The 26,283-nt window shown below is 69.2% G+C and carries 22 protein-coding genes and 1 pseudogene; 10 read left to right on the plus strand and 13 right to left on the minus strand.

From position 1 onward, the window contains the following. From K8O92_10345 to K8O92_10355, 3 genes and pseudogenes are all read right to left on the minus strand, one after another. Complete coding sequence (locus K8O92_10345; GenBank protein UAK34227.1) at positions 1-351, minus strand: VOC family protein; 351 nt, start codon at positions 349-351, stop codon at positions 1-3. A 15-nt stretch (positions 352-366) separates the two neighbouring features. Further along, positions 367-1,179, minus strand: coding sequence for a MerR family transcriptional regulator (locus K8O92_10350; protein ID UAK34228.1), 813 nt, complete (start codon positions 1,177-1,179; stop codon positions 367-369). Between the two features lie 50 nt (positions 1,180-1,229). Then, a pseudogene (locus K8O92_10355) lies at positions 1,230-1,691 on the minus strand (hypothetical protein). Positions 1,692-2,214: 523 nt separating this feature from the next. Here K8O92_10355 and K8O92_10360 point away from each other — a divergent pair. From K8O92_10360 to K8O92_10370, 3 genes are all read left to right on the plus strand, one after another. Beyond that, on the plus strand, positions 2,215-2,547 hold the full coding sequence (locus tag K8O92_10360; GenBank protein ID UAK34229.1) for a YbaB/EbfC family nucleoid-associated protein: 333 nt from the start codon (positions 2,215-2,217) through the stop codon (positions 2,545-2,547). A 13-nt stretch (positions 2,548-2,560) separates the two neighbouring features. Continuing rightward, positions 2,561-3,169, plus strand: coding sequence for a recombination mediator RecR (gene recR, locus K8O92_10365; GenBank protein UAK34230.1), 609 nt, complete (start codon positions 2,561-2,563; stop codon positions 3,167-3,169). Positions 3,170-3,275: 106 nt separating this feature from the next. Beyond that, complete coding sequence (locus K8O92_10370) at positions 3,276-3,893, plus strand: LysE family translocator (GenBank protein UAK34231.1); 618 nt, start codon at positions 3,276-3,278, stop codon at positions 3,891-3,893. 6 nt (positions 3,894-3,899) lie between these two features. On the opposite strand, the gene K8O92_10375 is transcribed toward K8O92_10370, so the two are convergent. Together K8O92_10375 and K8O92_10380 are read right to left on the minus strand one after the other, a co-directional pair. Then, positions 3,900-4,544, minus strand: a complete 645-nt coding sequence (locus K8O92_10375) for a hypothetical protein (GenBank protein ID UAK34232.1) — start codon at positions 4,542-4,544, stop codon at positions 3,900-3,902. Between the two features lie 21 nt (positions 4,545-4,565). Continuing rightward, complete coding sequence (locus tag K8O92_10380; GenBank protein ID UAK34233.1) at positions 4,566-4,772, minus strand: hypothetical protein; 207 nt, start codon at positions 4,770-4,772, stop codon at positions 4,566-4,568. 455 nt (positions 4,773-5,227) lie between these two features. On the opposite strand from K8O92_10380, the gene K8O92_10385 reads away from it, so the two are divergent. Both K8O92_10385 and K8O92_10390 read left to right on the plus strand, forming a co-directional pair. Beyond that, positions 5,228-7,894 carry a circularly permuted type 2 ATP-grasp protein gene (locus K8O92_10385; protein ID UAK35595.1) on the plus strand — a complete coding sequence of 889 codons (2,667 nt, stop codon included), beginning with the start codon at positions 5,228-5,230 and terminating at the stop codon, positions 7,892-7,894. Further along, positions 7,891-8,805: a transglutaminase family protein gene (locus K8O92_10390; protein UAK34234.1), complete on the plus strand. Its 915-nt coding sequence runs from the start codon at positions 7,891-7,893 to the stop codon at positions 8,803-8,805. The genes K8O92_10385 and K8O92_10390 overlap by 4 nt, the downstream gene beginning before the upstream one ends. 271 nt (positions 8,806-9,076) lie before the next feature. Here the strand turns inward: K8O92_10390 and K8O92_10395 are convergent, their stop codons facing one another. The 5 genes from K8O92_10395 to K8O92_10415 form a co-directional block, all read right to left on the minus strand. Next, complete coding sequence (locus tag K8O92_10395; protein UAK34235.1) at positions 9,077-9,787, minus strand: glutamine amidotransferase; 711 nt, start codon at positions 9,785-9,787, stop codon at positions 9,077-9,079. Further along, the gene (locus tag K8O92_10400) at positions 9,784-11,022 is read right to left on the minus strand and encodes a MurT ligase domain-containing protein (protein ID UAK34236.1); all 1,239 of its coding nucleotides are present in this window, start codon (positions 11,020-11,022) and stop codon (positions 9,784-9,786) included. Before K8O92_10400 ends, K8O92_10395 begins: the two co-directional genes overlap by 4 nt. A 65-nt stretch (positions 11,023-11,087) precedes the next feature. After that, positions 11,088-11,729, minus strand: a complete 642-nt coding sequence (locus K8O92_10405; GenBank protein ID UAK34237.1) for a pyridoxamine 5'-phosphate oxidase family protein — start codon at positions 11,727-11,729, stop codon at positions 11,088-11,090. A 76-nt stretch (positions 11,730-11,805) separates the two neighbouring features. Beyond that, on the minus strand, positions 11,806-13,581 hold the full coding sequence (locus K8O92_10410) for an FAD-dependent oxidoreductase (GenBank protein UAK34238.1): 1,776 nt from the start codon (positions 13,579-13,581) through the stop codon (positions 11,806-11,808). A 154-nt stretch (positions 13,582-13,735) separates the two neighbouring features. Next, positions 13,736-14,680 (minus strand): EamA family transporter, encoded by a 945-nt coding sequence (locus K8O92_10415; GenBank protein UAK34239.1) that lies wholly within the window; start codon positions 14,678-14,680, stop codon positions 13,736-13,738. 111 nt (positions 14,681-14,791) lie between these two features. Here K8O92_10415 and K8O92_10420 point away from each other — a divergent pair, with 111 nt between their 5' ends. Continuing rightward, entirely contained in the window at positions 14,792-15,727 is a 936-nt protein-coding gene (locus K8O92_10420) for a LysR family transcriptional regulator (GenBank protein ID UAK35596.1), read from the plus strand. A 24-nt stretch (positions 15,728-15,751) separates the two neighbouring features. Here K8O92_10420 and K8O92_10425 read toward each other — a convergent pair whose 3' ends face one another. Continuing rightward, positions 15,752-17,386 (minus strand): AAA family ATPase, encoded by a 1,635-nt coding sequence (locus K8O92_10425; GenBank protein ID UAK34240.1) that lies wholly within the window; start codon positions 17,384-17,386, stop codon positions 15,752-15,754. 264 nt (positions 17,387-17,650) lie between these two features. Next, positions 17,651-19,444: a 2-isopropylmalate synthase gene (gene leuA / locus K8O92_10430; GenBank protein UAK34241.1), complete on the minus strand. Its 1,794-nt coding sequence runs from the start codon at positions 19,442-19,444 to the stop codon at positions 17,651-17,653. 265 nt (positions 19,445-19,709) lie between these two features. On the opposite strand from leuA, the gene K8O92_10435 reads away from it, so the two are divergent. From K8O92_10435 to K8O92_10450, 4 genes are all read left to right on the plus strand, one after another. Beyond that, the gene (locus K8O92_10435; GenBank protein ID UAK34242.1) at positions 19,710-20,477 is read left to right on the plus strand and encodes a sulfite exporter TauE/SafE family protein; all 768 of its coding nucleotides are present in this window, start codon (positions 19,710-19,712) and stop codon (positions 20,475-20,477) included. Positions 20,478-20,710: 233 nt separating this feature from the next. After that, a complete protein-coding gene (locus tag K8O92_10440) occupies positions 20,711-22,333 on the plus strand; it encodes an alpha/beta hydrolase (protein ID UAK34243.1) in 1,623 nt (540 codons plus the stop codon). Positions 22,334-22,412: 79 nt separating this feature from the next. Continuing rightward, the gene (locus tag K8O92_10445; protein UAK34244.1) at positions 22,413-24,032 is read left to right on the plus strand and encodes a GMC family oxidoreductase; all 1,620 of its coding nucleotides are present in this window, start codon (positions 22,413-22,415) and stop codon (positions 24,030-24,032) included. Between the two features lie 176 nt (positions 24,033-24,208). Further along, positions 24,209-25,027, plus strand: a complete 819-nt coding sequence (locus tag K8O92_10450; GenBank protein ID UAK35598.1) for an ion transporter — start codon at positions 24,209-24,211, stop codon at positions 25,025-25,027. Here K8O92_10450 and K8O92_10455 read toward each other — a convergent pair. Continuing rightward, positions 25,005-26,216: a low temperature requirement protein A gene (locus K8O92_10455; GenBank protein UAK35597.1), complete on the minus strand. Its 1,212-nt coding sequence runs from the start codon at positions 26,214-26,216 to the stop codon at positions 25,005-25,007. The two genes, K8O92_10450 and K8O92_10455, sit on opposite strands and share 23 nt — an antisense overlap. Between the last annotated feature and the right edge of the window lie 67 nt (positions 26,217-26,283).

Genomic DNA, 26,283 nt, shown 5'->3' on the forward strand with positions numbered 1-26,283 from the left:
CTATTCGGCGGCGATATCGAAGAGATTGCCTTCCGGGTCGGCCAGTGTCGTCCACTTCGTGCCCCACTCGTCGAAGTCGCCGATGTGCTTCGCGCCGAGGTCGATCGCGCGGCGCACCTGCTCGTCTCCGTCGGGAGCGTGCAGATCCAGGTGGATCACGTTCTTGCCCGGGTTCTTGTCGGGCACCCGGATGAACATCAGCACCGGGGTGGCGCCCGCGGTCCGGCCGACGGTGGCGAACTCCCGGCTCGCGTCGGGGTCGACGGGAGCCTCGAGCAGTCGTGCCCAGAATTCGGCAAGGGCGCCCGCATCGTCGCAGTCGACGGTGACGTGGGCGATCGAGAGCGTCATGGATATCTCCTTTGTTCACGGTTGGGCGATGGGCCAGCACAGTTCGGTTCGGTAGGCGGCGGGATCGTCGGACACGTCCGGGCCGAGCAGGTACAGCTCGCGGATCGGTTCGGGCAACGCCACATCGTGTTCGGCGACATGACTGCCCAGTGCGCCGTAGGTGCGGTCCAACTCGTCGAACGAACCCTCGTGCACGGTGACGGCGAACCGGCGCTCGGGCAGTTCGACGGCGCAAACCCCTGAGGGCAGGACGATGCCTGCGTCGGCGACCGGAACGAACGCGACGACCTCGCCCTCGTCCTCTTCGAAGAAGCCGGTGCCGTAGGTCGCCCCGCCGACACCGGCGGGCGCGATCCCGGCGGTGGCCAGCGCCTCGTACAAGGTTCGGAATGCCACTTCGCACCATGCGTCGATGTGTTCCCCGGCCACCACCGCGCGCAGGGCCGCAGCCGGGAACGCCGGAACTACGCGATATTCCACGGCGATCGGGGCCGAGGGGGTCAGCAGCGAACGCAGCGATGCCACGACCGCGCGGGTACGCATCAGCTCCGCCTCCATGCGCTCCAGATGCTTACGCAGCGCGGTGTCGCGGGCGTCCTCGTCCGGCGCGGCGAGCACGGCGCGAATCTCCGGTACCGGCATGTCCAGTTCGCGCAATCGCCGGATCAGCTGTGCCTGCGCCACCTGCGCCGTCGAGTACCGCCGATAGCCCGAACTCGCGTCGACGCCGACCGGAGCGAGCAGGTCGATCTCGTGGTAGTAGCGCAACGTCTTCACGCTGAGGTGGCTCAGCCTGGAGAACTCCCCGATGGGGACGGTTGCCGTCATGGCACCAGCCAACACCCTCCAGCGGCGGGAGGGTCAACGGCGCCCGGTGTTCAGGCGAGCGCGAAGGTCAGCAGGAGCGTGGTCTGCAACGCGCCGCGCCACCAGGAGTAGCCGAACCACACACCCGGGGTGACTTCCCGGATCTCGTCGTAGACCTGCGGCGACGGGGAGGGGGTGTAGTTCAGCGCCCAGATCGGCTGCCCGTCGGTGAGAGCGGGGGCCACGTAGACGTCGGCGCGCCAGCCCTCGATGCCCGCGCCGGTGAGGCGGTTCATCAGGTAGCCGCCGTCCGGGCCGGTGTAGAAGGTCTTGCCGATCCACAGCGGGGGTGCGATGGCCTGCATGACCGGCGGGCGGGTCACCCAGCCCGCCTTCACACCGGTCGGAACCGCGCCCAGCGGCGCGGCGCGGAAGATGGCGTCCTGCTGCTGCGCCGAGCACCGCGAGCGCAGTGAATCGAGCGTCGCGGCCTTGTCGTCCGGGTAGAGGACGCAGCCGTTCCCGTAGTCGGCGACGGCGGGGGTGGTCTCGGCCTCGATGGCCTCTTGCCCGTCGATCACCTCTGTCGACTCGACGATCTCTGTCGACTCGACGATCTCTGTCGACTCGACGATCTCTGTCGACTCGACGATCTCTGTCGACTCGACGATCTCTGTCGACTCGACGATCTCTGTCGACTCGACGATCCCTGTCGACTCGACGATCTCTGTCGACTCGACGATCTCAGCCTCGACGATCCCCGTGTCGGCGGTGGCTGCCGGCCCGGCGGCGCCGAGAAAGACACTGGGAACACCGAGCGTGAGCACCAGGGCGCTCAGCAAACGTGCACGGGCTGCGATCATCTTCGTCTCCAGATTTGGCACACCGGTCTCGATCCGGTGTCGATGGTAGGGCGCTGTCGGTCGATCTCCACCGGAACTACCCAACCTGTTATCGACCATGCGCCACGCACATCAGGACTGTCGGGCCGCGCCGGGGGCGCGGTGCGGCAGGACTAGGCTGGCCGATGACACCTTCTCCAGAGAGGACCCTCCCGTGCAGCCAGGTGGTCAGTTCGACATGCAACAGTTGCTCGCTCAGGCGCAGCAGATGCAGCAGGCGGTGATGGAAGCCCAGGCCGATATCGCGGCGACCGAAGTGGAAGGCGCGGCGGGTGGTGGGCTGGTCAAGGTCACCATCAAGGCCAGCGGCGAGGTGCTGTCGCTGACCATCGACCCGAAGGCCGTGGATCCCGACGACGTCGAGACCCTGCAGGATCTGGTCATCGGCGCGGTCAACGACGCGATGTCCAACGCCCAGCGCATCGCCGCCGAACGGCTCGGACCGCTGTCCGGCGGCCTGGGTGGCGGTTCGCTGCCCGGTTTCTGAGCCGAGGTAGCAGTTGTACGAGGGTCCGGTCCAGGATCTGATCGACGAATTGGGCAAGCTGCCCGGCGTCGGTCCGAAGAGCGCGCAGCGCATCGCCTTTCACCTGCTCGGGGTGGAACCGCCGGAGATCGACCGGTTGCAGGCCGCGTTGCAGAAGGTGCGCGACGGTGTGCAGTTCTGCGTGACGTGCGGAACGGTCTCCGACGGGCAGCTGTGCCGCATCTGCGCCGATCCGCGCCGGGACCGGACCATGATCTGCGTGGTCGAGGAGCCCAAGGACGTGCAGGCGATCGAGCGCACCAGGGAGTTCCGCGGCCGCTACCACGTGCTCGGTGGCGCGCTCGACCCGCTCAGCGGTATCGGTCCCGACCAGTTGCGGATCCGGGAACTGCTGGCGCGCATCGGAAACCAGGAGGACGGCGTCGACGTCAGCGAGGTGATCATCGCGACCGATCCGAACACCGAGGGGGAGGCCACCGCCACCTACCTGGTCCGGATGCTGCGCGACTTCCCCGGCCTGAGCGTCACCAGGCTGGCGTCGGGCCTGCCCATGGGTGGCGACCTGGAGTTCGCCGACGAACTGACCCTCGGACGCGCGCTGTCCGGGCGGCGCGCGCTGTAGCGGCCTCGCCCGTTCGGCCCGCGGGAAGACAACGCGTCCGAACTCGGTGAACGCGAGTCCGGCGAGCGGTATTGCGCCCTGCCGCGGGTGGGTTACCGTGTCGTGGATGAGCATCGAATTCCTGCTGACGACGCTCGTCATCGTCGCCACTCCCGGCACCGGCGTGCTGTTCACGTTGGCCGCCGGACTGTCCCGCGGCGCGCGGGCCAGCGTGATCGCGGCTCTCGGCTGTGCGCTCGGAACCGTCCCGCACATGGTCGCGGCGATCACCGGCCTGGCCGCGCTGCTCAACGCGAGCGCGGTCGCCTTCCAGACGCTGAAGTACCTCGGCGTCGCCTATCTGGTGTACATGGCCTGGACGACGTTCCGGGATAAGGGCGTGCTCGCGATGCCGGAGCCCACCGAGCCGACGGCCCCCTCGGCGCGGAACGTGATCACCTCGGCGGTGCTGCTCAACCTGCTCAACCCGAAGCTGACCATCTTCTTCTTCGCGTTCCTCCCGCAATTCGTGCCCACCGGCGCGCCGAACGCGTTGGCTCGCATGCTCGAGCTGAGCGGCATATTCATGCTCGCCACCTTCGTGGTGTTCGCGGTCTACGGCGCTTGCGCCGCCGCCGTCCGCGACCAGGTCGTCTCCCGCCCCGGAGTCGTCACCTGGATGCGCCGTGCCTTCGGCGCCTCGTTCCTCGCGCTCGCGGGCAGGCTGGCCGCCCAGAACCAGTGACCGGGCTCAGACGTCGACGCGGGACCAGGGCAGGCCGGGGAAGCGGGTGCGGTCGTCGTTGGCCCAGTCCCAGATGAGGGCGGCGACGGTGGCGGGGTCGGGGACCGTGGTACCGAAATGCTTGTCGGGTGCGCCGTCCCGGTATTCCAGGGTGTAAGCGCCGGAGTTCTCCCGGTAGGTCTGGATGTAGAACTGCTCACCGCGTTCGACGACGAGGTACGGGTTGGGTGGGCTGAGCTCAGGAATCCACTGCTCGATCAGCGCTTTGGTCAGGTAGGGGAACTCGCCCGCGCCGCCGTGGGTGACGGTGGCCCTGACGTGCCCGGCGGGATCGATCAGCCAAGCCAGTTGCGGGTCGTAGACGGCGTAGTTCAGCGGTGTGGCGAGTTCGAACAGCAGGTGCCGCACGAAGCCGATCGCGTCGTAGGGACACGGCACGTAGAGCGCGGCACCTGTGGCCGCCCCGCCGACCGGAACGGTGCTGAGAAAGCTGTCCTCATCCGGCAGTTCCGCGTTGCGTCTGTTCAACTCGGCCGCGATCCGCGCGACCGCGCCCGACTCGGGGACGCCCTGCTGGGTGCTCAGGTAGGCGTCGACCTCCGCGATCGACGACGCGACACCGGACGGCAGCAACACGTGGTCATAGCTCACCGGGCCAGGGTACGGAACCGCTCAGGCGCGCCGGGTGACCGCGTCGTCCTCGGTGCACCGGCAACCGCCTGCGAGGGCGCGGCAATCGAGGACGAACGTGTGCCGGACATGGCTGAAATCGAGGCAGTGTTCGTCGGTGCATTCGGCGATCCGGCTCGCGTGGACGATCAAAGTTCCGTGGCAGTGGTCGAACGCGGATTCGCAGGATGAACAACCTGGTGTACGCATGGGACCTCCTGACGAGATCTGAGTCGTGATTCGGTGATACCACCGGCCCGGCCGATGCGGGGGGACCTGGAGCCCGTGTGTCGCGTGCTCGCGTTTGCGCAATTTCACTGCAACCCTGTGGCCAACAGTGTGGGGAGGGCTGCGGTTCGCCTATCAAATGCGGTACTACATGCGAAAATGTCCACACAGCCCACGAATGTGGAGCGGTGGAGGTGATCGTTCCTATTCGGGTGCGAAGCATTCGGCGACCGTTGGGCACACCTGGCGGCGGAAGTGAGGTCGGCGCAGTGACGTTGCGCGATGAGCCGCGGGAAACCGCGCCCGGCACGACCGTGCGCGAGCAGATCACGCGCTACCGCAGAGAGGGCGCCGACACCGCCGCGTACGACGAATGCGGTGCGCCCGTGGCGGGCTACTACGACGAATTGATCGACGCCAACGGCACAGTGCGCCGAATGTGGTCGGCATTGTCCGCCGACTTCGCCGAACTCGGCGGTGCGGGCCTCGACAGGCTGGACAGCCGGGTGCGCAGGCTGATCGATGACGACGGCATCACCTATCTCGAGACCGGCCCTTCGGCCGAGATCACGGCGCCGGCGCCGTGGCGGCTCGACCCGATTCCCTTGCTGGTCGCCGCGGACGATTGGACCCGGCTGGAGGCCGGGTTGGAACAGCGCTCCCGCGTGCTCGACGAAGTGCTCACCGATGTCTACGGCCCACGCAGGACGCTCGGCTCCGGGCTGCTCGCACCGGAAGTCGTATTCGGCAACCGCGGCTACGTCCGGGCCGCGCACGGCATCACCGTGCCGGGCCGGCATCAGCTCTTCCTGCACGCCTGTGATCTCAGCCGCTGGAGCGACGGGCAGTTCCGGGCGCTCGCCGACTGGACGCAGGCGCCCTCCGGCGCCGGATACGCGCTGGCGGACCGCAGAGTGGTGTCGACCGCTATCCCGGAGTCGTTCGAGCACGCCAATCCGCGTCCGCTGACGCCTTTTGCCAGGGCGATGCGATCGATGCTGATCGAATCGGCGCAGGCCGACGACGAGCCGGTGGTCGTGGTACTCAGCCCCGGCGTTCGATCCGAGACCGCTTTCGATCAGGCGACGCTGGCCTCCACGCTCGGCTTTCCGCTGGTGGAGAGCGCCGACCTGGTGGTGCGGGACGGTTCGCTGTGGATGCGCTCGCTCGGCACGCTGGAACGGGTGGACGTAGTGTTGCGCCGGGTGGACGCCGAGCTCTCCGATCCGCTGGACTTGCGGCCGGATTCGCGGCTGGGTGTGGTCGGACTGGTCGAAGTGCTGCGCCGCGGCGCGGTGACGGTGGTGAACACCCTCGGCAGCGGGCTGTTGGAGAACCCCGCGCTGGCCGGCTTCCTGCCCGGGCTGTCGCGCGCGCTCCTCGATGAGGACCTGCTGCTGGAGGGTGCGCCGTCGTACTGGGGCGGTCACGACCGGGAGCGCGAGCATCTGATCGCGAATCTGGAAAAGTTGATCCTCCGCTCGGCGGTCGACGGGGGCACGCTGTTCGGCCCCGAGCTGAGCCGGGCACAGCGCGACGAGGTGAAGGCCAGGATCGAGGCGCACGGGTGGCAGTGGGTAGGCCAGGAACCGGCGCAGTTCTCCGTCGCGCCCGCCGTTCGTGATCACGACGGACTCGCCGCCGCTCCGGTCGGCATGCGACTGTTCTCGCTCGCCCATCGCGGCGGCTACACCGTGATGTCCGGTGGACTCGGCCAGTTGCGTCAGCGCACGACCGAGCGCGCCGCGATCAAGATCGCCGCCAAGGACATATGGGTGCGGGCCGCGCCGACGGCCGCCGCCGCGATCGGCATCGAGCCGCCGCGCGCGGAGCGCGAACGGCGCACCGCACCGCCGGTGGAAGCGATCAGCTCTCCGCGCGTGCTCAACGATTTCTTCTGGATGGGCCGCTACGGCGAGCGCGCGGAGGACACCGTCCGCCTCCTGATCGCCACCCACGAGCGCTACCAGGAGTTCCGGTATCGCCCATGGCTGGAGGGCGCGCAGGCGATGCCGATCCTCTTGGCCGCCCTCGGCCGCGCCACCGCCACCGCGGCGCCGACGGAGGGCCTGTTCGGTCCGGAGGTGCGAGCCCTTGCGCCGCAGCAGAGTTCGGTCGATCGCGGCATGCTCTCGCTGTCGGGCCGCGTGGAAGGTGAGGCGGGCGTCGCGCATTACGGCGACGATCGATCGCACGCCTCGGCCGGATCCACCGCGCATCACGCTCAGGAGTCGAGTGCCGTTGCGGCGCCAGGGTCGGGCAAAACCGCGGGAGGGGAGGTGGACGCACCGGTGCCCGGCGCGTCCCGCGAGGGCCACGACTACCTCGTCACCCTGACGATCGATCGGGAGCTGCCCGGATCGCTGGCCTTCGCGATCGATCGGTACGGCAGCGCCGCGCGCGCGGTACGCGACCAATTGCCGGTGGACACCTGGATGATCCTCGGCGCGGTCGACCGTGCGCTGGCCGGCTATCCGGCCGCGACCGACGACCTGGAGGCGGAGCTGTCGGAGGTGCATTCGCGAACCCTGGCCGGGCTGCTCGCGCTGTCCGGGATCGATGGAGAGTCGCTGCTGCGCGACACCGGGTGGTACGTCAGAGACATCGGCAAGCGAATCGAGCGCGGTCTCGCCCTGACCGCGTTGCTGTCGGCCGCGCTCACCAAGCAGTATCCGGACGAGACCGAGCGGGAGGTCACCGATTGGGTGCTGCGGGTCAGCGAGTCCTCGGTGAGTTACCGTCGACGCCACCGCGATTCGGTGCGGACCGCGAACGTCGCCGAACTCCTGCTTTTCGACACCGCCAACCCGCGATCGCTGGCCTATCAGCTCGACCGGCTCCACGCCGATTTCCACGCGCTGCCCGGAGCGTCGGGCTCGTCGCGTCCGCAGCGGCTGCTCGCGGACGCGCGACGCATGCTGCGCCGCCTCGACTCCGACGATCTCGAGGTGACCGATGCCGACGACCGGCGCACCGAACTGGCCGAGTTGCTGGAGGGAGTGCATCTGCGCCTGCGCAAGGTTTCCGAATCGTTCGAGACCACCACGCTGTCGCTCCCGGTGGGCATCCAGCCGCTGTGGGGCAGCGCCCAGGTCGTCGGATGACCGGCCCCGGCGCTGCGGCCCGGCGCTACCGGGTGGAGCATCGCACCAAGTACGCGTACTCCGGGGAGGTCACCAGCTCCTACGGTCGCGCGTACTTGACGCCGCGCGATCTGCCGGGCCAGCGACTGCTCGCCCACGACATCCGGATCGACCCCGCACCGTCGGACCGGTCGGTCGGCGGGGACGTGTACGGCAACACCACCTCCTATTTCCATGTCACCAGCGTGCATCGCGCCCTGACGGTCATCGGCGAATCCCTGGTGGAAGTCGATGCTCCCGGCCACGATCGCACGGGACCGGCCGCCGAGCGATGGGAGAAAGCGCGCCCGACCAGCGCGACGAGGCCGTTCGCGCGGGAGTTCGCCCTCGACCTGCATCCGCCCGAGATCGCCGCGGAGATCACCGGGTACGCGGCCGAATCCTTTCTGCCGGGCAGGCCGCTGCTGGACGCGGTGGCCGAGCTGAACACCCGCATCTACACCGACTTCGCCTACCGGTCCGGCGCCACGACCGTGTCCACCCGAGTGGCCGACGTGTTCGCGGCCCGTGCGGGCGTGTGCCAGGACTTCGCCCGCCTGGCCGTCGCCTGCCTGCGCTCGCACGGCCTCGCCGCCAGGTACGTGTCCGGCTATCTGGCCACCGATCCGCCGCCGGGGAAGGAGCGGATGGTCGGCTCGGACGCCACACATGCCTGGGCGGCGGTGTGGATGCCCGGTGCGGACGAGGACGATCGCGCGGGCCACTGGATCGACCTGGACCCCACCAACGACCAGTTCGGCGACGAGCGGTACATCACCGCCGCCTGGGGCCGGGACTACGCCGACGTCCCTCCGCTGCGCGGCATCATCTACACCGACGCGAAGGACAGTGCGATCACCGTTTCCGTCGATGTCACGGAGGTCGGCGGCTGATCGGCGACGCTCGGCGCGGCCGGCTGATCACGATCGAGCTGCCGCCGAGTTCCGAGAGACGGTCCGGCGCGCGGCACATCCGTGTCCCAGAGCTCGGTGGCGGCGACCGACTTATCGAACCGGGGTCCGACGCAGGCCGCCGACTCGCAGCCGCATGCGACGACTCGGACGATCGTCGCGCGGGGGTAGACACCGTTGCTCACCGGCCGCGTCCACCGTGTTCGCCGGGCCGGCCCCGGAGGGAGGACGCCGAGATCGCGGTCCGGCCGATTCAGGCGCGCAGCCGCTCCCTGCGCAACTGGTCGACCTCGGGGAGGTCGAGCGGAGCCAGCTCGCTGACGCCGAGTGCGCGCATCAGCAGCAGGTCGGCGAGTTCGGGATTGCGGGCCAGCGCAGGGCCGTGCATGTAGGTGCCGATCACCGACTCCTGGACGACGCCCTCGAGCCCGTCGCCGACGCCGTTGCCGACGCCTCGGGTGACGCGGGCCAAGCCGTGCGCCTCGCCGCCGAGTTTGGTGCCGCCCCGGTGGTTCTCGAAGCCGGTGAGCGCCGCGGTGAGCCCGTCGAGCAGGGGTGTGGTCGTCACCTCGCCGATGGCGCGCTTGTGCTGCGGCGACGTGGTGACGTCGATCAGGCCGACGCCGTCCACCCGCTCGCCCGCGGAGGTCTCGTACCACTGGCCGAGCACCTGGATGGCCGCGCAGATCGCCAGGACGGGAGCGCCTTTCGCGGCGGCGCGCTGCAAACCGGGGTAGCGCTGCAGGTGCCGGGTGGCCAGACGCTGAGCGGAATCCTCCGCGCCGCCGAGGGTGTAGATGTCCAGGGAATCCGGCACCGGTTCCGGCAGCGTGATCTCGACGATCTCGGCGTCGTAGCCGCGCATGCGCAGCCGCTGGCGCAGTACGAGGGCGTTGCCGCCGTCGCCGTAGGTGCCCATCACGTCCGGCAGCACCAAGCCGATGCGAATGGTCGACTCACTCATGATGCCCGCTCCTCGAGGTCACGGTTGAGATCACGGAAGGCGGTGTAGTTCGCGAGCACTTCCACATGGCCCGCCGGACACGACGCGATGGCGCGCACCGGATCGGGCACCGTCGTGTGCTCCACGCCCGCGTAGGTCAGGCGCACCGCGAGATCGGTGGCGCGCTCGCCCGCCGCCACCACCTGCACGCCTTCGAAGTGCTCGAAGCGCACGTCCCACAGCCACGACAGGTCCTCGCCGTCGGGCACCTGGCCGTTCACCGCGATCACCAGGCCCGCCGAGGTCGGCTCGATCATCGACAGCGCCTCCTGCCACCCGGCCGGGTTCTTGGCCAGCAGCAGACGCGCGTCGTGCTCGCCGACCTGCACGGTGCGGTAGCGGCCCGCGATCTCACGGACCGTGCCCGCGGCCGCGACGGCCTCCCGCGCGTCGGCGCCCAGTGCGACGGCCGCCGCCACCGCCTGTGCGGCGTTGCCGCGATTGGCCCGTCCGGGCAGCGCGAGCCGCAACGGGTAGCGCGCGCTCTCCGGGGCGACCAGATCGTCCCCGTCGAGCCACCAATCCGGTTCGGGGCGTTGGAAGTCTGCACCGGTACTGCGCCAGTGCGCGCCCTCCCAGATGATCGGCTCGCCGCTGCGCGGGCAGCTGGTCGCGTCCATCGCCCAGCCGCTGCCCGCCGACACCCACACCACGTTGGGATGGTCGTAGGCGATCGAGGTGACGAGCACGTCGTCACAGTTGGCGATCACGACGGTCGCCGGGTGCTTCGCCAAGCCCGCGCGCAACTTGCGCTCGATCATGTTGATCTCGCCGACCCGGTCGAGCTGGTCGCGGCTGAGGTTCAGCAGGATCACCGCCGAGGGGTTCAACGAATCGGTGACGTGCGGCAGGTGCAGTTCGTCCACCTCGATCGCGGCCAGCGGCGCGCGCCGGTGCGCGTTGAGCGCGGCGACGATGCCGGCGTCCATATTCGCGCCGTCGGCCTGGGTCGCGACCGCGCCCAGCGTGCTGAGCGCGGCGGTGGTCATCCGCGTGGTGGTGGACTTGCCGTTCGTGCCGGTCACCAGCACGGTGCGCCGCCGGCGTCCCAGCTGGTCCATCACGGTCGGATCGATCTTCAACGCGATCAGGCCGCCGATCATCGAGCCCTTGCCGCGACCCGCCTTCTGCGAGGCCCAGGACGCCGCGGCGGCCGCCGCGAGCGCGAGCCGTCCGCGCACCGATATGTCTGCCACGTCGCGAGTCTATGTTCGCCCCGCGATCCGGGCGCGCCGCGGTCGGGTGGCGTGGGCCACGCGGCTCAGTCGCGGTAGAGCTTGGCCTCGTAGTTCTCCGGCGAGTAGTAGCGCTCCAGCTCCTCCACCGTCTCGGTGACGTTCGTATATACCTCTTTGACCAGGCAGGCAGCGCTCGGCAAGGTGTCCTGCGGCCACTGTTCGGGCTCCCACAGGTGGCTGCGTATGAACGCCTTGGCGCAATGGAAGAAGATCTGGTCGATGTCCACCTCGACCGCGAGGATCGGGCGGTGACCGCGCACTACCATGTCGTCGAAGTACGGCGCGTCGCGCACCAAGCGGGCGCGGCCGTTGATCCGCAGCGTCTCCCGGCGGCCCGGGATCACGAACAGCAGGCCGACGTGCGGGTTGGCCAGGATGTTGAGGTAGCCGTCGGCGCGCCGGTTACCGGGGCGCTCCGGGATGGCGAGGGTGGTGTCGTCGAGTACCCGCACGAACCCCGCCGGATCGCCTTTCGGGGAGGCGTCGCAGTTGCCGTTCGCGTCGCTGGTGCTCATCACCAGGAACGGAGAGGTCGCGATCCACTCCCGGTCCCTGGCATGCAGTGCGGTCCGCTCCTTGGTGGCGGCGCGCGGCGCCACCTCGCCGAGCAATTCCCGCAGGTCTGCCGCGTCGGTGATCTCGTTCGGGACGGTGCTCTCGCGCATATCTCGATTCAAGCATCGTCCCGGGCCGTTGGCGATCGAATTCGATTCGGGCGAAGAGAGTTCGACCACGTGCCGTTCACGCAGGGGCGTCGAACATGTTCGGCTGTCCGGCCGCGTAGCGGTCGGCGTCGATCCGGCGCAGCGGTTCCAGTTCGGGCGCGCGGTAGAGGGTGTACATCCGGCAGCGCTCCGCGTTGGAGCCGGCCACGTCCAGCAGCGCGTTCACCGCGGCTCGCGCGGACTCGTTGGCGCCCTCCATGGTGGCCAAGTCCACATTCGTGCGCACGTAATCACCCGCCAGAAACAGGTTTTCCAATGTTCCGTGCGCCTGCGGACGGTACTCCCACGACCCGGCGGTGTTGATCAGCAGCGGGTCGGCGTTGGCGTTGCGCCGCTGCCCCTCCTGCCAGGTGATGCCCGGGTCGAGGAACCAGGAGTGCAGGTCGGCGTCGCTCAGCACCTCGCCGCGATCGTCCAGGTGGACCCTGATCTGGGCCCACGCTACGCGAGCGATCTCCTCGTGGGTGCACTCCTTGGCCGGTTTGCCGAACAAGATGCCGGGGGTGTTCCAGTCGGAGATGTCCACCGACAGGCAGTCCTGCACACTGCCGTCGCCGAACTCGGTCAGCTTGCGGCGCCACAGCTGGTTCTGGGTGATCGAGGTGAGCGACCAAGGCGCGTCGATGTAGGCGGTGTGGCCGCGCGAGATGTCTGCCGGTCTGCGCAGATAGAACTGGATGCCGTTCATCCAGTCGGTGGACAGGTTGTCCATTCCCGCCAGTTCGGGCCAGGCGGCGAGCACTTGCGGCGACCACAAGGTGCGCGCCCGTTCGGCGGGCAGCGCCACGACGAAGTAGTCGGCCTCGATCGTGCGCTGGACGCCGGTCTCGTCCACGACGCGCGCCGCGGTGATCCTGCGGTCGCGCACCTCCAGCTCGCGCACCTCGGCTCCGAGCACGAACTCCGCGCCCAGTTCGCGGATCCGCCGCATCCACGGGTCGATCCAGACCGCGTTGGTCGGGCCGTTCAGTACGCGGTCCAGGCCGCCGTCGTTGCCGATCCCCAAGGGATTGCCGAGGAACTGCTCGCCCATCGTGCCGATGGTGCGCACGCTGGCCACGTTCTCCTTCGCGGCGACCATGATGCTGGTCAGCGTGCGCGAGAGCAGTGCGCGGAACTCGTGCGAGCGCACGTGGCCGCCGACGAAGTCGTGCCAGGAGGTGGCCTCCCACTGGCCGAGGCGGCGCGCGTCGCAGCTGGTGTTGAAGACCAGCAGCCGTCCGGCGAAGTAGACGCCCTCCGCCGGCGGCAATTTCAACGTGGTCGACAGCGCCGCGCCGAGCGTTTCACGGAAGCCATCGGGATCGAATGCCGTGCGGGCGCGCGGACCCAGCGGAACGCGGAAGTCGTCACCGCCGCGCCGGGCGAAGCGCGCTTCCGGCACCGCGACGAGGTTGTCCCAGACGCCGTTGGCATTGTTCGGGAACGGGATTCGGCGCATCGTGTCCGGCACGTGCTGGTAGAAGCCGGGGAAGAAGCGGAAGCCGTGTTCCCCGGGCAGGTCCGGGCGCCCGTTCGCTCCGGTGCCCGGCACGCCGACGCTGCGGGCTTTACCGCCCCACGCGCGTTTTTCGTAGACGGTGACCCGGAATCCGCGTTCGGCCAGTTCATGCGCCGCGGTCAGGCCCGCGACACCGCCACCGAGTACCGCGACTCGTCTGCCGCCGTGATCCGCCGCGGCCGGCGTCGGCCGCAGCGCACCCGCCGCCAGTACCCCCGCCGTCGCCACCCCCGCTGCGACCGTGTTACGAAGCAATGCTCTTCGCGATACGGTCCACTGATTGTCTGCCATGCGCCGCTCTGCTGCCTAGCCTAGGGACCAACTTCCACGCCGGGCACTACCTTAAAGCGGCAAACCGATCACCGAGCACCGACCCCGTGAAGCGCCCGTGCGGATCGCGGCGACTGTGCGGTCGAGCACCCGGCGGGGAGGTGTGACCGCCCGCTCAGGCCGGTTGCCCGGTGATAGCGACCGTTCTCGGTGTCTCGAGGCAGGCGTCCGCCGTGACCGCACGCGGCCTGCTCGACGTGGCCGCGAACGCGCCCGCCAGCACCACTACTCCACCGACCAGCGACAACGGGGTCGGGGTCTCGCCCAGGAAAGTCCACGCCGCCGCGATCCCGACGATCGGAACGAGCAGGGAGAACGGCGCGACCAAGCCGGCCGGATAGCGACCGAGCAGGTAGGTCCACAACCCCGTCCCCACCACGGTGGCGAGGACCGCGATGTAGGCGAGTGCCAGCAGGGCGGGCCTGCCCGCCGGTGCGAACGCCTCGACCAGGGCGCGAGCCCCCGTGGTCGGCCCCTCCACGAGCGCGGAGAGCGCGAACAGCGGCACCGGCGGGATCGCGGTGGTCCACAGCATCAGGTGCAGCGGGTTGACACCAGGGGTCTCGGTCCCGGCCAGGCGCGCGCCGATATTGCCGAAGGCCCAGCCCAGGCCGCCCGCCAGCGTCAGTAGCACCGGCAGCAGTGTGGCGTGTGCCAGCCGGTCCCAGCCGATCACCGCCATGCCCGCCACCGCGACGGCGATGCCCGCGACCTGGGCCGGGTGCATCCGCTCACCCAGCAGCAGCGTGCCGAGCAGCACGGTGAACGGCGCGGAGGATTGCAGCACCAGCGAGGCCAGTCCGGTCGGCATGCCCACCCGCATGGCGGTGAACAGGAACGCGAACTGCAGGATGCCGAAACCGGTGCCGTACAGCAGAATCCAGCGCATCCGCACCGGAGGGCGCGGAATGAACAGCAGCGCGGGAACCGCGAGCACCGCGAAGCGCAGCGCCGCGAAGAAGAACGGTGGGAAGTGGTCGAGCCCCACCCGGATGGCGAGGAAGTTCAACCCCCAGAGCAGGACGACGGTCAAGCCGAGCAGGCGGTCACGGTTGGTCACGCCATTCATCGTGCGGCCCGCTAACAATCAGAACAATCGAATAATTATGGATCAATGATGTAGCTTTTCTTAATGGAGTTGGAAGATGCAACCGCCGCGCCCGGCCCGCCCATGGCTCTGGAAAGACTGCGTGTGCTGCGTGAGCTCGCCGACCGCGGCACCGTCGCCGCCGTGGCCGCGGCGCTGTCCATGACGCCCTCCGCCGTCTCCCAACAGCTCAAGGTGCTGGCCAGGGAAGCGGGCGTGGCCCTGCTCGAACCCGACGGCAGGCGGGTCCGGCTGACCGACGCGGGCCGCGCCCTGGTGGTGCGCGCCGACGAGGTGCTCGCGGCCATGGATCGCGCGGTCGCCGAGATGGCCTACTACCGCGGCTCGCCGCGCGGGCGGGTCCGCGTCGCGGTGTTCCCCTCGGGCGGTGCGTTGCTGCTGCCGCACGTGTTGCCCGGCATGGTGGACAGCGGTGTCGAGGTGATCGCGCGGGACGAGGACGTGCCACCCTCGGAAGTGGCGCGACTGCTCGCCGACTACGACGTGGTCCTGACCCACCGCGACGAACGCGCCGCGCCGATCACCGACCCGCGCGTCGCGACCCAGGTGCTCATGCGCGAGCCCATCGATGTCGTGGCCGCACCGACCCATCGTCTCGCGGGCCGCTCGTCGGTCGCACCGGAGGAATTGGCCGACGAGACCTGGCTGAGTGTGCGGGGCGGTTTCCCCGTCGACGACGTGCTGCGCTCCATCGCCACGGTGACCGGTGTGCAGCCGCGCATCGCGCAGCGGCTCAACGATTTTCGCGTCATCGAGACGTTGGTCGCCACCGGCTACGGCGTTGCGCTCATGCCGCGCTACGCCGTCGGCCACCCCGCGCTGGCGGTGCTGCGGCTGTCCGGCGTGCGTGCCGCCCGGTTGTACGAACTGGCCACCCGTCCGCGGGCCGACGCCCGTCCGGCGATCGCGGCCGTGCTCGCGGCGTTCGAGTCCGCCGCCGCGCTGGCGACCGCCGACCCTGAGACGAGGAACGGAAAGGACACCGCCACACGAGGATGATCACCGGCGGCGGTGCCGAGCCGATCAGAACCCGTGCGGTGGCTGATTCCGGTAGGGGTGCTGGGCCTGCGCGCTGACGTAGCCGAAGTCGTCGGCGACCATCGCCGCCAATTCCAGCAGCGCCCGCCGCGTCGGCTTGCTCACCAGTTCCAGATCGATCTCCGCGCCTTCGGCGAGGTGGTCGTCGAACGGCACCACCTGCACCGCGCGGGTGCGGTCGAGGAACAGCTTGCGCAGCTGGTCGAGATCGACGGTGGACGCGCCGCGCCGGGAGGCGTTGACCACCACCACCGTTCGCTCCACCAGCTTGCCGTAGCCGTGGTGGTCGAGCCAGTCCAGCGTGGCCGACGCGCTGCGCGCGCCGTCGATGGCAGGCGAGGTGACCAGCACCAGCGAGCTCGCCATATCCAGCACGCCCGCCATCGCGGAGTGCATCAAGCCGGTACCGCAGTCGGTCAGGATGATGTTGTAGAACGACTGCAGGATGCTGATCGCCTTGCGGTAGTCCGCTTCGCTGAAGGCCTCGGAGACCGCCGGATCCTGTTCACTGGCAAGCACTTCCAAGCGGCTCGGCGCCTGCGAGGTGTGCGCCCGCACGTCGGAGTACCTGGTGATGTGCTGATCCTCGAGCAGATTGCGCACGGTGGAGCGGGTCTGCCGCGGCACCCGGTGCGCGAGCGTGCCCAGATCGGGATTGGCGTCGATCGCGATCACCCGGTCACCGCGCTGCGAGGCGAAGGTGGAGCCGAGACCGACCGTGGTGGTGGTTTTTCCGACGCCGCCTTTCAGCGAGAGGATCGCGATCCGGTAGTCGCCGCGCACCGGCTGGTTCACCCGGTCGACGAGGTCCTGGTAGACGATGTCGGCCGCCGACTCGCCCGGGTTGATCATGCCGCCGGACGCCTTGTGCACCGCACGGCGCCAACCACTGCGCGGCGCCCTGCGAGCCCGTCTGAGCAGATTCAGGTCGTTCACCGAATGTCCCGGCTGGCCGGGCTGCGGCACATGCTGCGGTTGGAACGGCGGTGCGGACTGATGCGGGGCAGGCCCGCCCTGCCAGCTCGGCACCTGCGGTTGCCCGATCGGGTGCGGCGGCGGTTGATGCTGGTAGGCAGGCGGCGGAGGCTGATGCGTCACCGGCGGGGGCGGCGGCGCCCAGCTGTAGATCGGGCCGCTGGGCTGATCGGGCTGCGGCGCAGCGGGTTCGGGCTGCGCGGAGTCCATGGGCACACGCCGGACCAAGCCGTCGCCGCCGATCTCCTGGCGGTACTCGCCGTAACCGGGATTGGGCCCGTCCGGCGGCGTGGCTACGGGGTGGTTACCGCTGTGACTCGACGGTGGCTGAAATGCGCCGGTAGGGAACGTCTCCCCGGGAAAGGGCGACGGTGGCGGGTACGCGCCAGGGCTCGGCGGGGCGTACGAACCGTAGGGTTCGGCAGGCCCGGCCTGCGGGGGAGCCCAGGACTGCGGCGGCACGGCCGCTTGCGGGTAGACCGTGGTCTGTTCCGTCGAGCCTTGCGGCTCCGGCTGTTCGGGCTGTGCGTCCGGCTGGGCCGGCCCATCCGCCACGTCGGGTTCCTTCGCTTCCGCGCCGCCGATCGCCTCGGCCGATGGGACGGTGGCCGATGACTCCGCGTCGCTGACTTCGGCCGTATCCACGGAATGACTCTGCAGCCAGGGCGGAGAGGTCGGATTGTGGTCGTTTGTTGTCACGGTTCCCCCATCTGCTCGGGAATTCGAGCAGAGAGCTCGGCGCTTGGAGTGCGAATCCAACGCTAGCACGGGGTTCGCTACGCCGCCCTGCGGTAGGCGTGCCGGACGTGGGGAGCGACCGGCCACCGACAAGTGGTCTGCGCCAGCACGATCGGGCGCCGCGCGGCAGAACCGTCACGACGCCCGATCGGATGTGTCGCCGAGGCGCTGTCAGTGCGCCCGATTCACCGCCGACACCACCGCGCGCAGCGACGCGGTCGTGATCGAGGTGGCGATGCCGACGCCCCACACCACCCGGTCGCCGATCGCGCACTCCACGTAGGCGGCGGCCTGCGCGTCGTCGCCCGCGGACATGGCGTGCTCGGAGTAGTCCAGCACCTCGACGTCGAAGCCGACCGTGGCGATCGCGTCGACGAACGCGGCGAGCGGCCCGTTGCCTTTGCCGGTGATCTCCTGTTCGACGCCCTCGACCTTCACCACGGCCACGATCGAGTCGACCCCGCCGTCGGTCTCCGACGCGGTGACCTTCTGGCGCATCCGCTCCAGCGGGCGGATCGGGCTCAGATACTCCTGGTGGAAGACATCCCACATCTCCTTGGGCGTCACCTCGCCGCCCTCGCCGTCGGTGATCTTCTGGATCGCCTGGGAGAACTCGATCTGCAGCCGGCGCGGCAACGCCAACCCGTGGTCGGTCTTCATGATGTAGGCGACCCCGCCCTTGCCGGACTGCGAGTTGACCCGGATGACCGCCTCGTAGGTGCGGCCGACGTCCTTCGGGTCGATCGGCAGGTAGGGCACCTCCCAGACGATGTCGTCGACATCGGACTCGGCGGCGTCGGCCGCCGTCTTCATCGCGTCCAGGCCCTTGTTGATGGCGTCCTGGTGGCTGCCGGAGAACGCGGTGTAGACCAGGTCGCCACCGTAGGGGTGACGCTCGTGGACCGGCAGCTGGTTGCAGTACTCGACGGTGCGGCGGATCTCATCGATATCGGAGAAGTTGATCTGTGGGTCGATGCCGCGGGAGAACATGTTCATCCCCAGCGTGACCAGGCAGACATTGCCGGTGCGCTCGCCGTTGCCGAACAGGCAGCCCTCGATCCGGTCGGCGCCGGCCTGGTAGCCCAGCTCGGCGGCGGCGACGGCGGTGCCGCGGTCGTTGTGCGGGTGCAGCGACAGCACGATCGAGTCCCGGCGGGCCAGATTGCGGCTCATCCACTCGATCGAGTCGGCGTACACGTTCGGGGTCGCCATCTCCACGGTGGCGGGCAGGTTGATGATCAGCGGCTTCTCCGGCGAAGGGGCGATGATCGCCGAGACCGCGTCGCAGACGTCCTTGGCGTATTCCAGCTCGGTGCCGGTGTAGGACTCCGGGCTGTACTCGTAACGCCAGTTGGTGTCCGGGTAGCGCTTCTCGATCTCCAGGCACAGCGTCGCGGCGTCGGTGGCGATCTTCTTCACCGATTCGCGGTCGGCGCGGAACACCACCTTCCGCTGCAGGATCGAGGTGGAGTTGTAGAAGTGCACGATGACGTTCTGCGCGCCCGCGCAGGCCTCGAAGGTCCGTTCGATCAGCTCCGGACGGCACTGGGTCAGTACCTGGATCGACACGTCGTCGGGGATCGCGCCGTCCTCGATGATCTCGCGGACGAAGTCGAAATCGGTCTGGCTCGCCGAGGGGAAGCCGACCTCGATCTCCTTGTAACCCATCCGCACCAGCAGATCGAACATGCGGCGCTTGCGGGCCGGGCTCATCGGGTCGATCAACGCTTGGTTGCCATCGCGCAGGTCGACCGCGCACCAGCCGGGCGCCCGGTCGATGACCTTGTCCGGCCAGGTGCGGTCGGGCAGCGTGATCGGCTCGACCTCCTCGGCGAACGGCCGATAGCGGAACGTCGGCATCGAGGAGTTCTTCTGCTTGTTCCAGCCGGGTTGATCGGCGGGGGCGGGTTTGCTCGGCGCGGTGATGGTGCGGGCGCCGGATACGAAGGCGTCAGCAGGGGACATGGGCGGTTCTCCCGAGGATGTCGTTTTTCCCAATGGGCTGGGTCGACCGGCGCGGCAATACCCCGCGACGGGAGCCGGTCCGATCAGACCCCGTCGCGGCGGTCGAGAAGAAGTGCCCGCTGCATGATGTCCGCGAGTTTACCGTGCCTCCCTACCGTCGGGAAGGGAGGTCCCGTCGTCGGGTGATCCGACGACACCACTACCGTCGGTCCGCAGTGGACAACGCTGGTACGGGCCTTGCCCTACGGGACGTCTAAGGATTGGTATGACCTGGCTGGAGCAACTGGCCGTCTTCGGTGCGGGTATCGCGGCGGGCGGCATCAACACCATCGTCGGCTCCGGCACACTGATCACGTTTCCCGCGCTCCTGGCGTTCGGCCTGCCGCCGGTGACCGCGAACGTCTCCAACACCATCGGGCTGGTCCCCGGCTCGATCAGCGGCGTCCACGGTTACCGCCGCGAACTAGCAGGTCAGCGCGACCGGCTGCTGCGCTTGGGCACCGCGTCACTGCTCGGGGGCATTACGGGTGCCGTGCTGCTGCTGGTATTGCCGGCCGGCGCGTTCAAGGCGATCGTGCCCATTCTGATCATCGTGGCGCTGGTGCTGGTCGTCGTGCAGCCGCGACTGGCGAGCTGGGTGAAGCGCCGCAGGGAGAACGACGGCGCTCCCGCGCCCGTGCACGGTGGCCCCATCCTGTTCGCCGCGATCTTCGCCGCCGGCGTCTACGGCGGCTACTTCGGCGCTGCCCAAGGCGTGCTGCTGATCGGGTTGCTCGGTGTTTTCGTGCACGACGACATCCAGCGCCTCAACGGGGCGAAGAACGCGCTCGCCCTGATCGTGAACGCGGTGTCGGCGCTGATCTTCATCGTCGTGGCGGAGGTGGACTGGCGCGCGGCGGCGCTGATCGCGCTCGGCTCGATCATCGGCGGACAGCTCGGCGCGCGGATGGGCAGGCGAATGCCGCCGACCGTGCTGCGCGCGGTCATCGTCGTGGTCGGCCTGATCGCGGTGACCCGCCTTCTGACGTCCTAGGAGGCCGCTCATGGCACCGGAAACGCGCACGCCGGAGTCGCGGGGGACGGCCCCGCGCGCATGTGCCCGTACCCATCGGGCTGACGCCGACTCTCGGTGGCGATGGCGCGGTGCGGGCGGTGGGACGCCGAATCGACGGCGGCTGCCCGGACTGTCGCGGTGAGCCGCGCCGCGATCTCAGGGTCGGATGTCAATCCTCAGGGTGACGACGCCCGCCCGCACGGGGGCACAGGATGAATGCCGTGCCTAGCTGGAAGATCGTCATCGTCGCCGTGCTCGCCGGGCTGCTTCCCGCGGTGAGCGGCTGCGGCGGACCGCCGAGCCGACACGAGTCAGCGGTCGCGGACCTGGTCGCGCAGGCCGACGCCGCGCCGACGCCGCGGCTGGACTGGGTGCCGTGCACCGAGCCGGGGATGAGCGGGTTCCAGTGCGCGACCGCGCAGGTGCCGGTGGACTACGCGCACCCCGACGGGCCGACCCTCGGGCTGGCGGTCGTGCGTCAGCAGGCTACCGACCCGCAACGGCGGATCGGCACTTTGTTCTCCGCCGTCGGCGGGCCGGGAGGTTCCGGACTGCGCTGGGCGGCGCAGGGGGAATTGCTCGGTGGCGAGCTCGCGCGCCGCTTCGACGTGATCACCTTCGATCAGCGCGGAGTCGGCCGCAGCGGGCAGGTGCGGTGTTTCCCGGACGCCGAGCGGCAGCGACGGTTCTGGTCCGGCGTGTTGCTGCCGCCGGTGAATCCGGAGCAGGAGCGTGTGGCCGACGCGGCGAGCCGAGAGCTGGCCGCCGGGTGCGCGGCGCACGGCGGCGCCCTGCTCGGGCACTTGACCACCGTCGACGTCGCGCGCGATCTCGACCTGCTGCGCCGCGCGGTCGACGACCCGCGGCTGACCTACACAGGCGGTTCCTACGCGAGCTATCTCGGTCAGGTATACGGCGCGCTGTTCGGCGATCGGGTGCGTGCGCTGCACCTGGCTTCGATGATCGACCCGGAGACCTACACCAACGACACTCGCAGCTCCATCGAGACCACCGCGGCCGGGACCGAAGAAGTACTCGGTGAATTCCTGCGGCTGTGCGCGGAGGCGGGCCGGGCGCGCTGCGCCTTCGCGGCGGACGGCCGGAGCGATGCCGTGGTGCGGCGCGCTGCGGACGACCCCGTCCGCCCTGACGATCTGCGGGCTCGCAATGATGCTGTGCTACAACGGCTTCGCGCGCAGCCGGTGGTGGTGGGGACCGGCGAGCGGGCGCGTACGGTCACCTACGCCGAGGTGGTGTCGTCGCACGCGCTGTTGCTGTACGACCCGGAACAGGGCTGGCCCGCCCTGGCCCAACTGCTCGCCGAACTGGAGCGCGGACCCGCGGGCGACCCGGACGCCGTTGGCGAGATCCTCTCGGCCACCGAGGAACCGTACGACTTCCTGGAGTCGTTCATCGCGATTTCCTGCGCGGACAACACCTTCCCGCGCGATCCGGGTCAATGGTCCGCGCTGGCAAGGGAACTCGCGGGCATCAGTCCGGCTTACGGCCCTTTCTGGCTGTCGCTGCGCCAGCCGTGCGCTTCCTGGCCGTCGCCGCCCGAGGGCTATGCCCAGCGCTATACCGGGCCGTGGATCCTGCGGTCGGACACCCCAGCTCTGTTGGTCAACAATCGATTCGACCCGGTTACCCCGCTCAGCGCCGCGCGGCGCGCGCAGCAGGAACTGGTCAACGCCCGGTTGGTCGTCGTCGACGACGGCTACGGGCACACACCGCTCGGCGACTGCGCCCGGAAGCTGCGCGAGCGTTATCTCATCGACTTGCAGTTACCTGCTCCCGGCGCGACCTGCCGCGTGGATGAGCTGCCGTTCGACTGATAGCAAAAACGGATATCTATTCACAAATCGGGAATACCGGTAATCTGCGCACGCTAAGCCTGATGATGGAAGGTGACCGGTGCGTAGACGTGCCCTGTTCAAGGCGGCAGGCACGGCCGCCCTGCTCGGTGCTGTAGGAACGTTGGCGGGTAGGAGCGCGGCGTCCGCGGATCCGGCCTGGGAGGCCCTGTTCCGTACCTGGGTGCCGGAGATCTTCGCCCCGATCCCCGACCCGCCGGAGCACTCCCCAGCGATCGTCATCGGCTCGGGTTTCGGCGCCGCGGTGACCGCGTTGCGTCTGGCCGAGGCGGGGATCGGCACCACTGTGCTCGAACGTGGTTCGCGCTGGCCGAACGACCCGTGGCGGGAGATCTTCACCGGCGACGACCTGCCCGACGGCCGCGGCTTCTGGCACCGCACCCACTTCACCGGCGTCACCAAGGTGCCGATGCATTTCGCCAGTTTCGGCGGCGTGCTGGACTGCACCGAGTATCCGGGCATAGATGTCTGGCGCGCGGCCGCGGTCGGCGGCGGCTCGGTGATCTTCAGCGGAGCCATGATCGCCCCGGAACGCCGCTTCTTCGACCACGTCTTCGGCGGTACGGTCGAGTACGGCGAGATGGAGCGCGTCTACTACCCGCGCGTGCGGGAGATGCTGCGGCTGAGCCCGATGCCCGCGGACATCTACAACTCCTCGCCGTTCGCGCATTCCCGCGCCTGGGACGACCAGGTGCGCAAGGCCGGCTACCAGCCGAGGGCGAACGACTCGATCTTCAACTGGGACATCCTGCGCGGTGAACTCGCCGGCGCCACAAGGGCTTCGGCCACGGCGGCCAGGAGCAATCTGGGCAACTCCAACGGCGCCAAGTTCGACCTGAACCAGAATTACCTGGCGTACGCGCAGGGCACCGGCCGGTGCGGAGTCTTCCCCGGCCACCGGGTCGACGCCATCGCGCAGGAATCCGGCGGCCGCTACGCGGTCACCGTGACGAAGCTGTCGCCGACCGGTGACGTGCTGGCCACCCGGACCCTCACCTGTGATCGGCTCTTCCTCGGCGCGGGGTCGATCGGCACCTCCGAACTGCTGGTGCGCGCCCAGGCCACCGGTGCGTTGCCGAACCTGAACGAGCACATCGGCGACGGCTGGGGAACCAACGGTGACGTGGTGCTCGCCCGCGGCGCCAGCGCGGTGGCCGGTCAGGGCCAGGGCGTGCCGAGCGCGAGCCGGATCTTCGACGAGTCCGGCGTGCCGCTGACCCTGGAGAGCTGGTACATCCCGGGTATCCCGTTCGAAACCGGCGCGCTCGCCTCGCTCGGCATGGTGCTGGATCCGACCCGCACCCGGTTCGGCTACGACCGGGCTTCGAACCGGGTCGGGCTGAGCTGGTCGGTCAAGAACCGCGACGACACCGTGGCGGCGGCCAGGGCGGTCGACCGCCGGATCGCCGAGCGGGCGGACGCCCTCGTCGAGTACAGCGCTCTCGGCTACGACGCGAACGCGCTGTTCACCGCGCATCCGCTCGGGGGAGCGGTGCTGGGACGTGCCACCGACGGCCACGGCCGGGTACACGGCCACCCCGGCCTGTACGTGATGGACGGCGCGGCGATCCCTGGCAGCACCGGAACGGTCAACCCGTCGCTGACCATCGCCGCACTGGCCGAACGCAATATCGAGGCGATCGTCCGCGCCGGTCGCTGATTCGCGGGCGCCGGGCGGAGAGTTCCTCCGGCTCCGCTTCCGGGGTATCGCCAACCGTGCCGGGCATGCTCTGCGCGTACTAATGTCGGCGGCACCGTTCGGCGTCGAAGGGATCCGCAGTGTCCGCTCCCACCACCAGCTCGGGCAGCGAGAGTTCGCCCGTCGACAGATACGGTCTGCGGGAACCGGCGCAGCCGCAGGACTATCCGCGCAAGCCGCCGATGCTGTGGACCGACTTCCTGATGCTGGCGCTGGCCATCGTCTCCGTGGCGCTGGTGGCCTGGATCACCTTCTTCCCGGTGTCGGGGCACACCTACCGCGTGATCGTGGTCGTCGATTGGGCGTTGTGCGCGGTGTTCGCGGCCGAGTTCCTGTGGCGCTGGCGCCGCGCGGGCTGGCCGTGGACCTTCCCGCTGGTCTACTGGTACGAAGTCCTCGGCATGATCCCGGTGACCAGCCCGTTCTTCCGCGGCTTCCGGTTGTTGCGGATCGTGGTGATCCTCGTCCGGCTCGCCCGGGTGGCCGACCGCGTGTTCGGCGACCGGGTGACGGCCGCGGTGGTGAACCGGTTCGTGGCGACCATCGTCGACACCATTCGCCGTCCGATGACGATCGCGGTGATGGACGAGGTGGCGCATGTGCTGCGCACCGGCCACTACACCCGCAACATCGCGGCCGCGCTGGAGGAGAACCGCGCCGAACTCGACGAGATGATCCTCGAGTTGATCAAGAAGGACCCGCAGGCGGGCCGGGTGCGCTACATCCCGTTCCACGACGAGATCATCCGGTTGATCGCCGACACCACGTTCCGCATCGTGTTCCAGGTGCTGGAGGACCCGCGCACCGACGAACTCGTCGCGGACATGTTGCGGGAGAACATCGATCAGATCCGCGACGCGGTCCGCGACGGTGTCCGGGTGCCGCCGTCCGCGTACGGGCGGACACCCGACGAGGACTGCGTGCGCCACCACGTCACTCGGGTACCGCGTGCCTGATCTCGTCTCGTGGCTGCGCCAAACGCACGGTCTCCCAGGCGATCAGCGCGATCAGGACGGCGCACAGCAGGGACAGCGAAGCCAGCGCGGGCAGGGCGCAGGCCAACGGGATCAGCGCGAGCACCACCGCCACCGCGACGACCCGGGGCGCCGTGATGTGCCCCGTCGCGTAGTGCTTGAACCCCACCAGTGCGATCAGATAGAGGGCGACGCCGCCGTACAGGGCGTAGAGCGGAATTCCGTACAGCGCGTCCGTCAGGGTGTGATGTGAGGAGTCCCCGACGTAATAGAGAACCTTCTTCAGTCCCAGCGACAGCGCGATGATCCCGACGATCATCGGGAAATGCCAGAAGGTGTAGGAGGCCTGCGCGATCTCGATCTGCCGTTTGCCCTTGGCGCGGATGAGTTCGTGCTCCACCGCGAGGGCGGCGACGTCGAAATACGCCCACCACAGCAAGCCGGAAATGGCGAGGCCGAGCATGGAGCCGAGCGCGATCGGCCAGGAAATCGGGAGGCCGGCCACCCCGATGCCGATCGAGACGATCGATTCGCCGAGGGCGACGATGATGATCAGCCCGTATCGCTCGACGAAATGAGTGGCCGATTTCAACCGCCAATCGGTCCCCGCGAACAGCGTCCAGAGGTAGTCGCCCACGATCGCGGCGATCCACAGCGCGATCTGCACGCGACCGGTGGTCAGCGCCGCGACGACCAGTAGCGTCGTGCCGAGGGTGATCGAACCGAGCGCCCAGCGCAGCAGCTGGTTGCGCAATTGCGAGTCTCCGGAACTGGCCAGCCAGAACATGCCCAGGTGCACCAATCGCACGATCAGGTACGCGATGGCGAAGACCAGCGGGCCGAACCATCCGCCCGGCGCGTCCTGGAATGCCTCGGGGATGGTGAGCGCGGCGAGGAACGCCCCGCCCATCGCGGCGAACATCGCGACCCGTGCGATGCCCTCGTCGGCTCGGACCACATTGCCGAGCCAGGAATACGCGATCCACAGCCACCACATCACCGCGAGCACCAGCAGCGCACGCACCATGTTCTTCGCGCTGGTCTCCTCGGCGGCCGAGGCGGTGACCATGGTGAACGCGAAGACGAGCACCAAGTCGAAGAACAACTCGAGCTGGGTCACCGAGCCGCCTTCGGCCATCGGCTGGAAGCGCGCCCGTTTGGAACCGATCATGACGCTCATCGTCGCACCCCGGCCCGTCCGGCGCCGGGTGGCTGCGTCGCCCAGCCACCGGTTTCGC

This window comes from Nocardia asteroides, assembly GCA_019930625.1.
In the GTDB taxonomy this organism is placed as follows: Bacteria; Actinomycetota; Actinomycetes; order Mycobacteriales; family Mycobacteriaceae; genus Nocardia; species Nocardia sputi.

Excerpts from the sequence above, each read along its gene's own strand:
- K8O92_10345 (UAK34227.1), bottom strand. The coding sequence starts at position 351 with ATGACGCTCTCGATCGCCCACGTCACCGTCGACTGCGACGATGCGGGC.
- K8O92_10350 (UAK34228.1), bottom strand. The coding sequence starts at position 1,179 with ATGACGGCAACCGTCCCCATCGGGGAGTTCTCCAGGCTGAGCCACCTC.
- K8O92_10370 (UAK34231.1), top strand. The coding sequence starts at position 3,276 with ATGAGCATCGAATTCCTGCTGACGACGCTCGTCATCGTCGCCACTCCC.
- K8O92_10380 (UAK34233.1), bottom strand. The coding sequence starts at position 4,772 with ATGCGTACACCAGGTTGTTCATCCTGCGAATCCGCGTTCGACCACTGC.
- K8O92_10385 (UAK35595.1), top strand. The coding sequence starts at position 5,228 with ATGTGGTCGGCATTGTCCGCCGACTTCGCCGAACTCGGCGGTGCGGGC.
- K8O92_10390 (UAK34234.1), top strand. The coding sequence starts at position 7,891 with ATGACCGGCCCCGGCGCTGCGGCCCGGCGCTACCGGGTGGAGCATCGC.
- K8O92_10395 (UAK34235.1), bottom strand. The coding sequence starts at position 9,787 with ATGAGTGAGTCGACCATTCGCATCGGCTTGGTGCTGCCGGACGTGATG.
- K8O92_10405 (UAK34237.1), bottom strand. The coding sequence starts at position 11,729 with ATGCGCGAGAGCACCGTCCCGAACGAGATCACCGACGCGGCAGACCTG.
- K8O92_10410 (UAK34238.1), bottom strand. The coding sequence starts at position 13,581 with ATGGCAGACAATCAGTGGACCGTATCGCGAAGAGCATTGCTTCGTAAC.
- K8O92_10420 (UAK35596.1), top strand. The coding sequence starts at position 14,792 with ATGGCTCTGGAAAGACTGCGTGTGCTGCGTGAGCTCGCCGACCGCGGC.
- leuA (UAK34241.1), bottom strand. The coding sequence starts at position 19,444 with ATGTCCCCTGCTGACGCCTTCGTATCCGGCGCCCGCACCATCACCGCG.
- K8O92_10435 (UAK34242.1), top strand. The coding sequence starts at position 19,710 with ATGACCTGGCTGGAGCAACTGGCCGTCTTCGGTGCGGGTATCGCGGCG.
- K8O92_10440 (UAK34243.1), top strand. The coding sequence starts at position 20,711 with ATGAATGCCGTGCCTAGCTGGAAGATCGTCATCGTCGCCGTGCTCGCC.
- K8O92_10455 (UAK35597.1), bottom strand. The coding sequence starts at position 26,216 with ATGATCGGTTCCAAACGGGCGCGCTTCCAGCCGATGGCCGAAGGCGGC.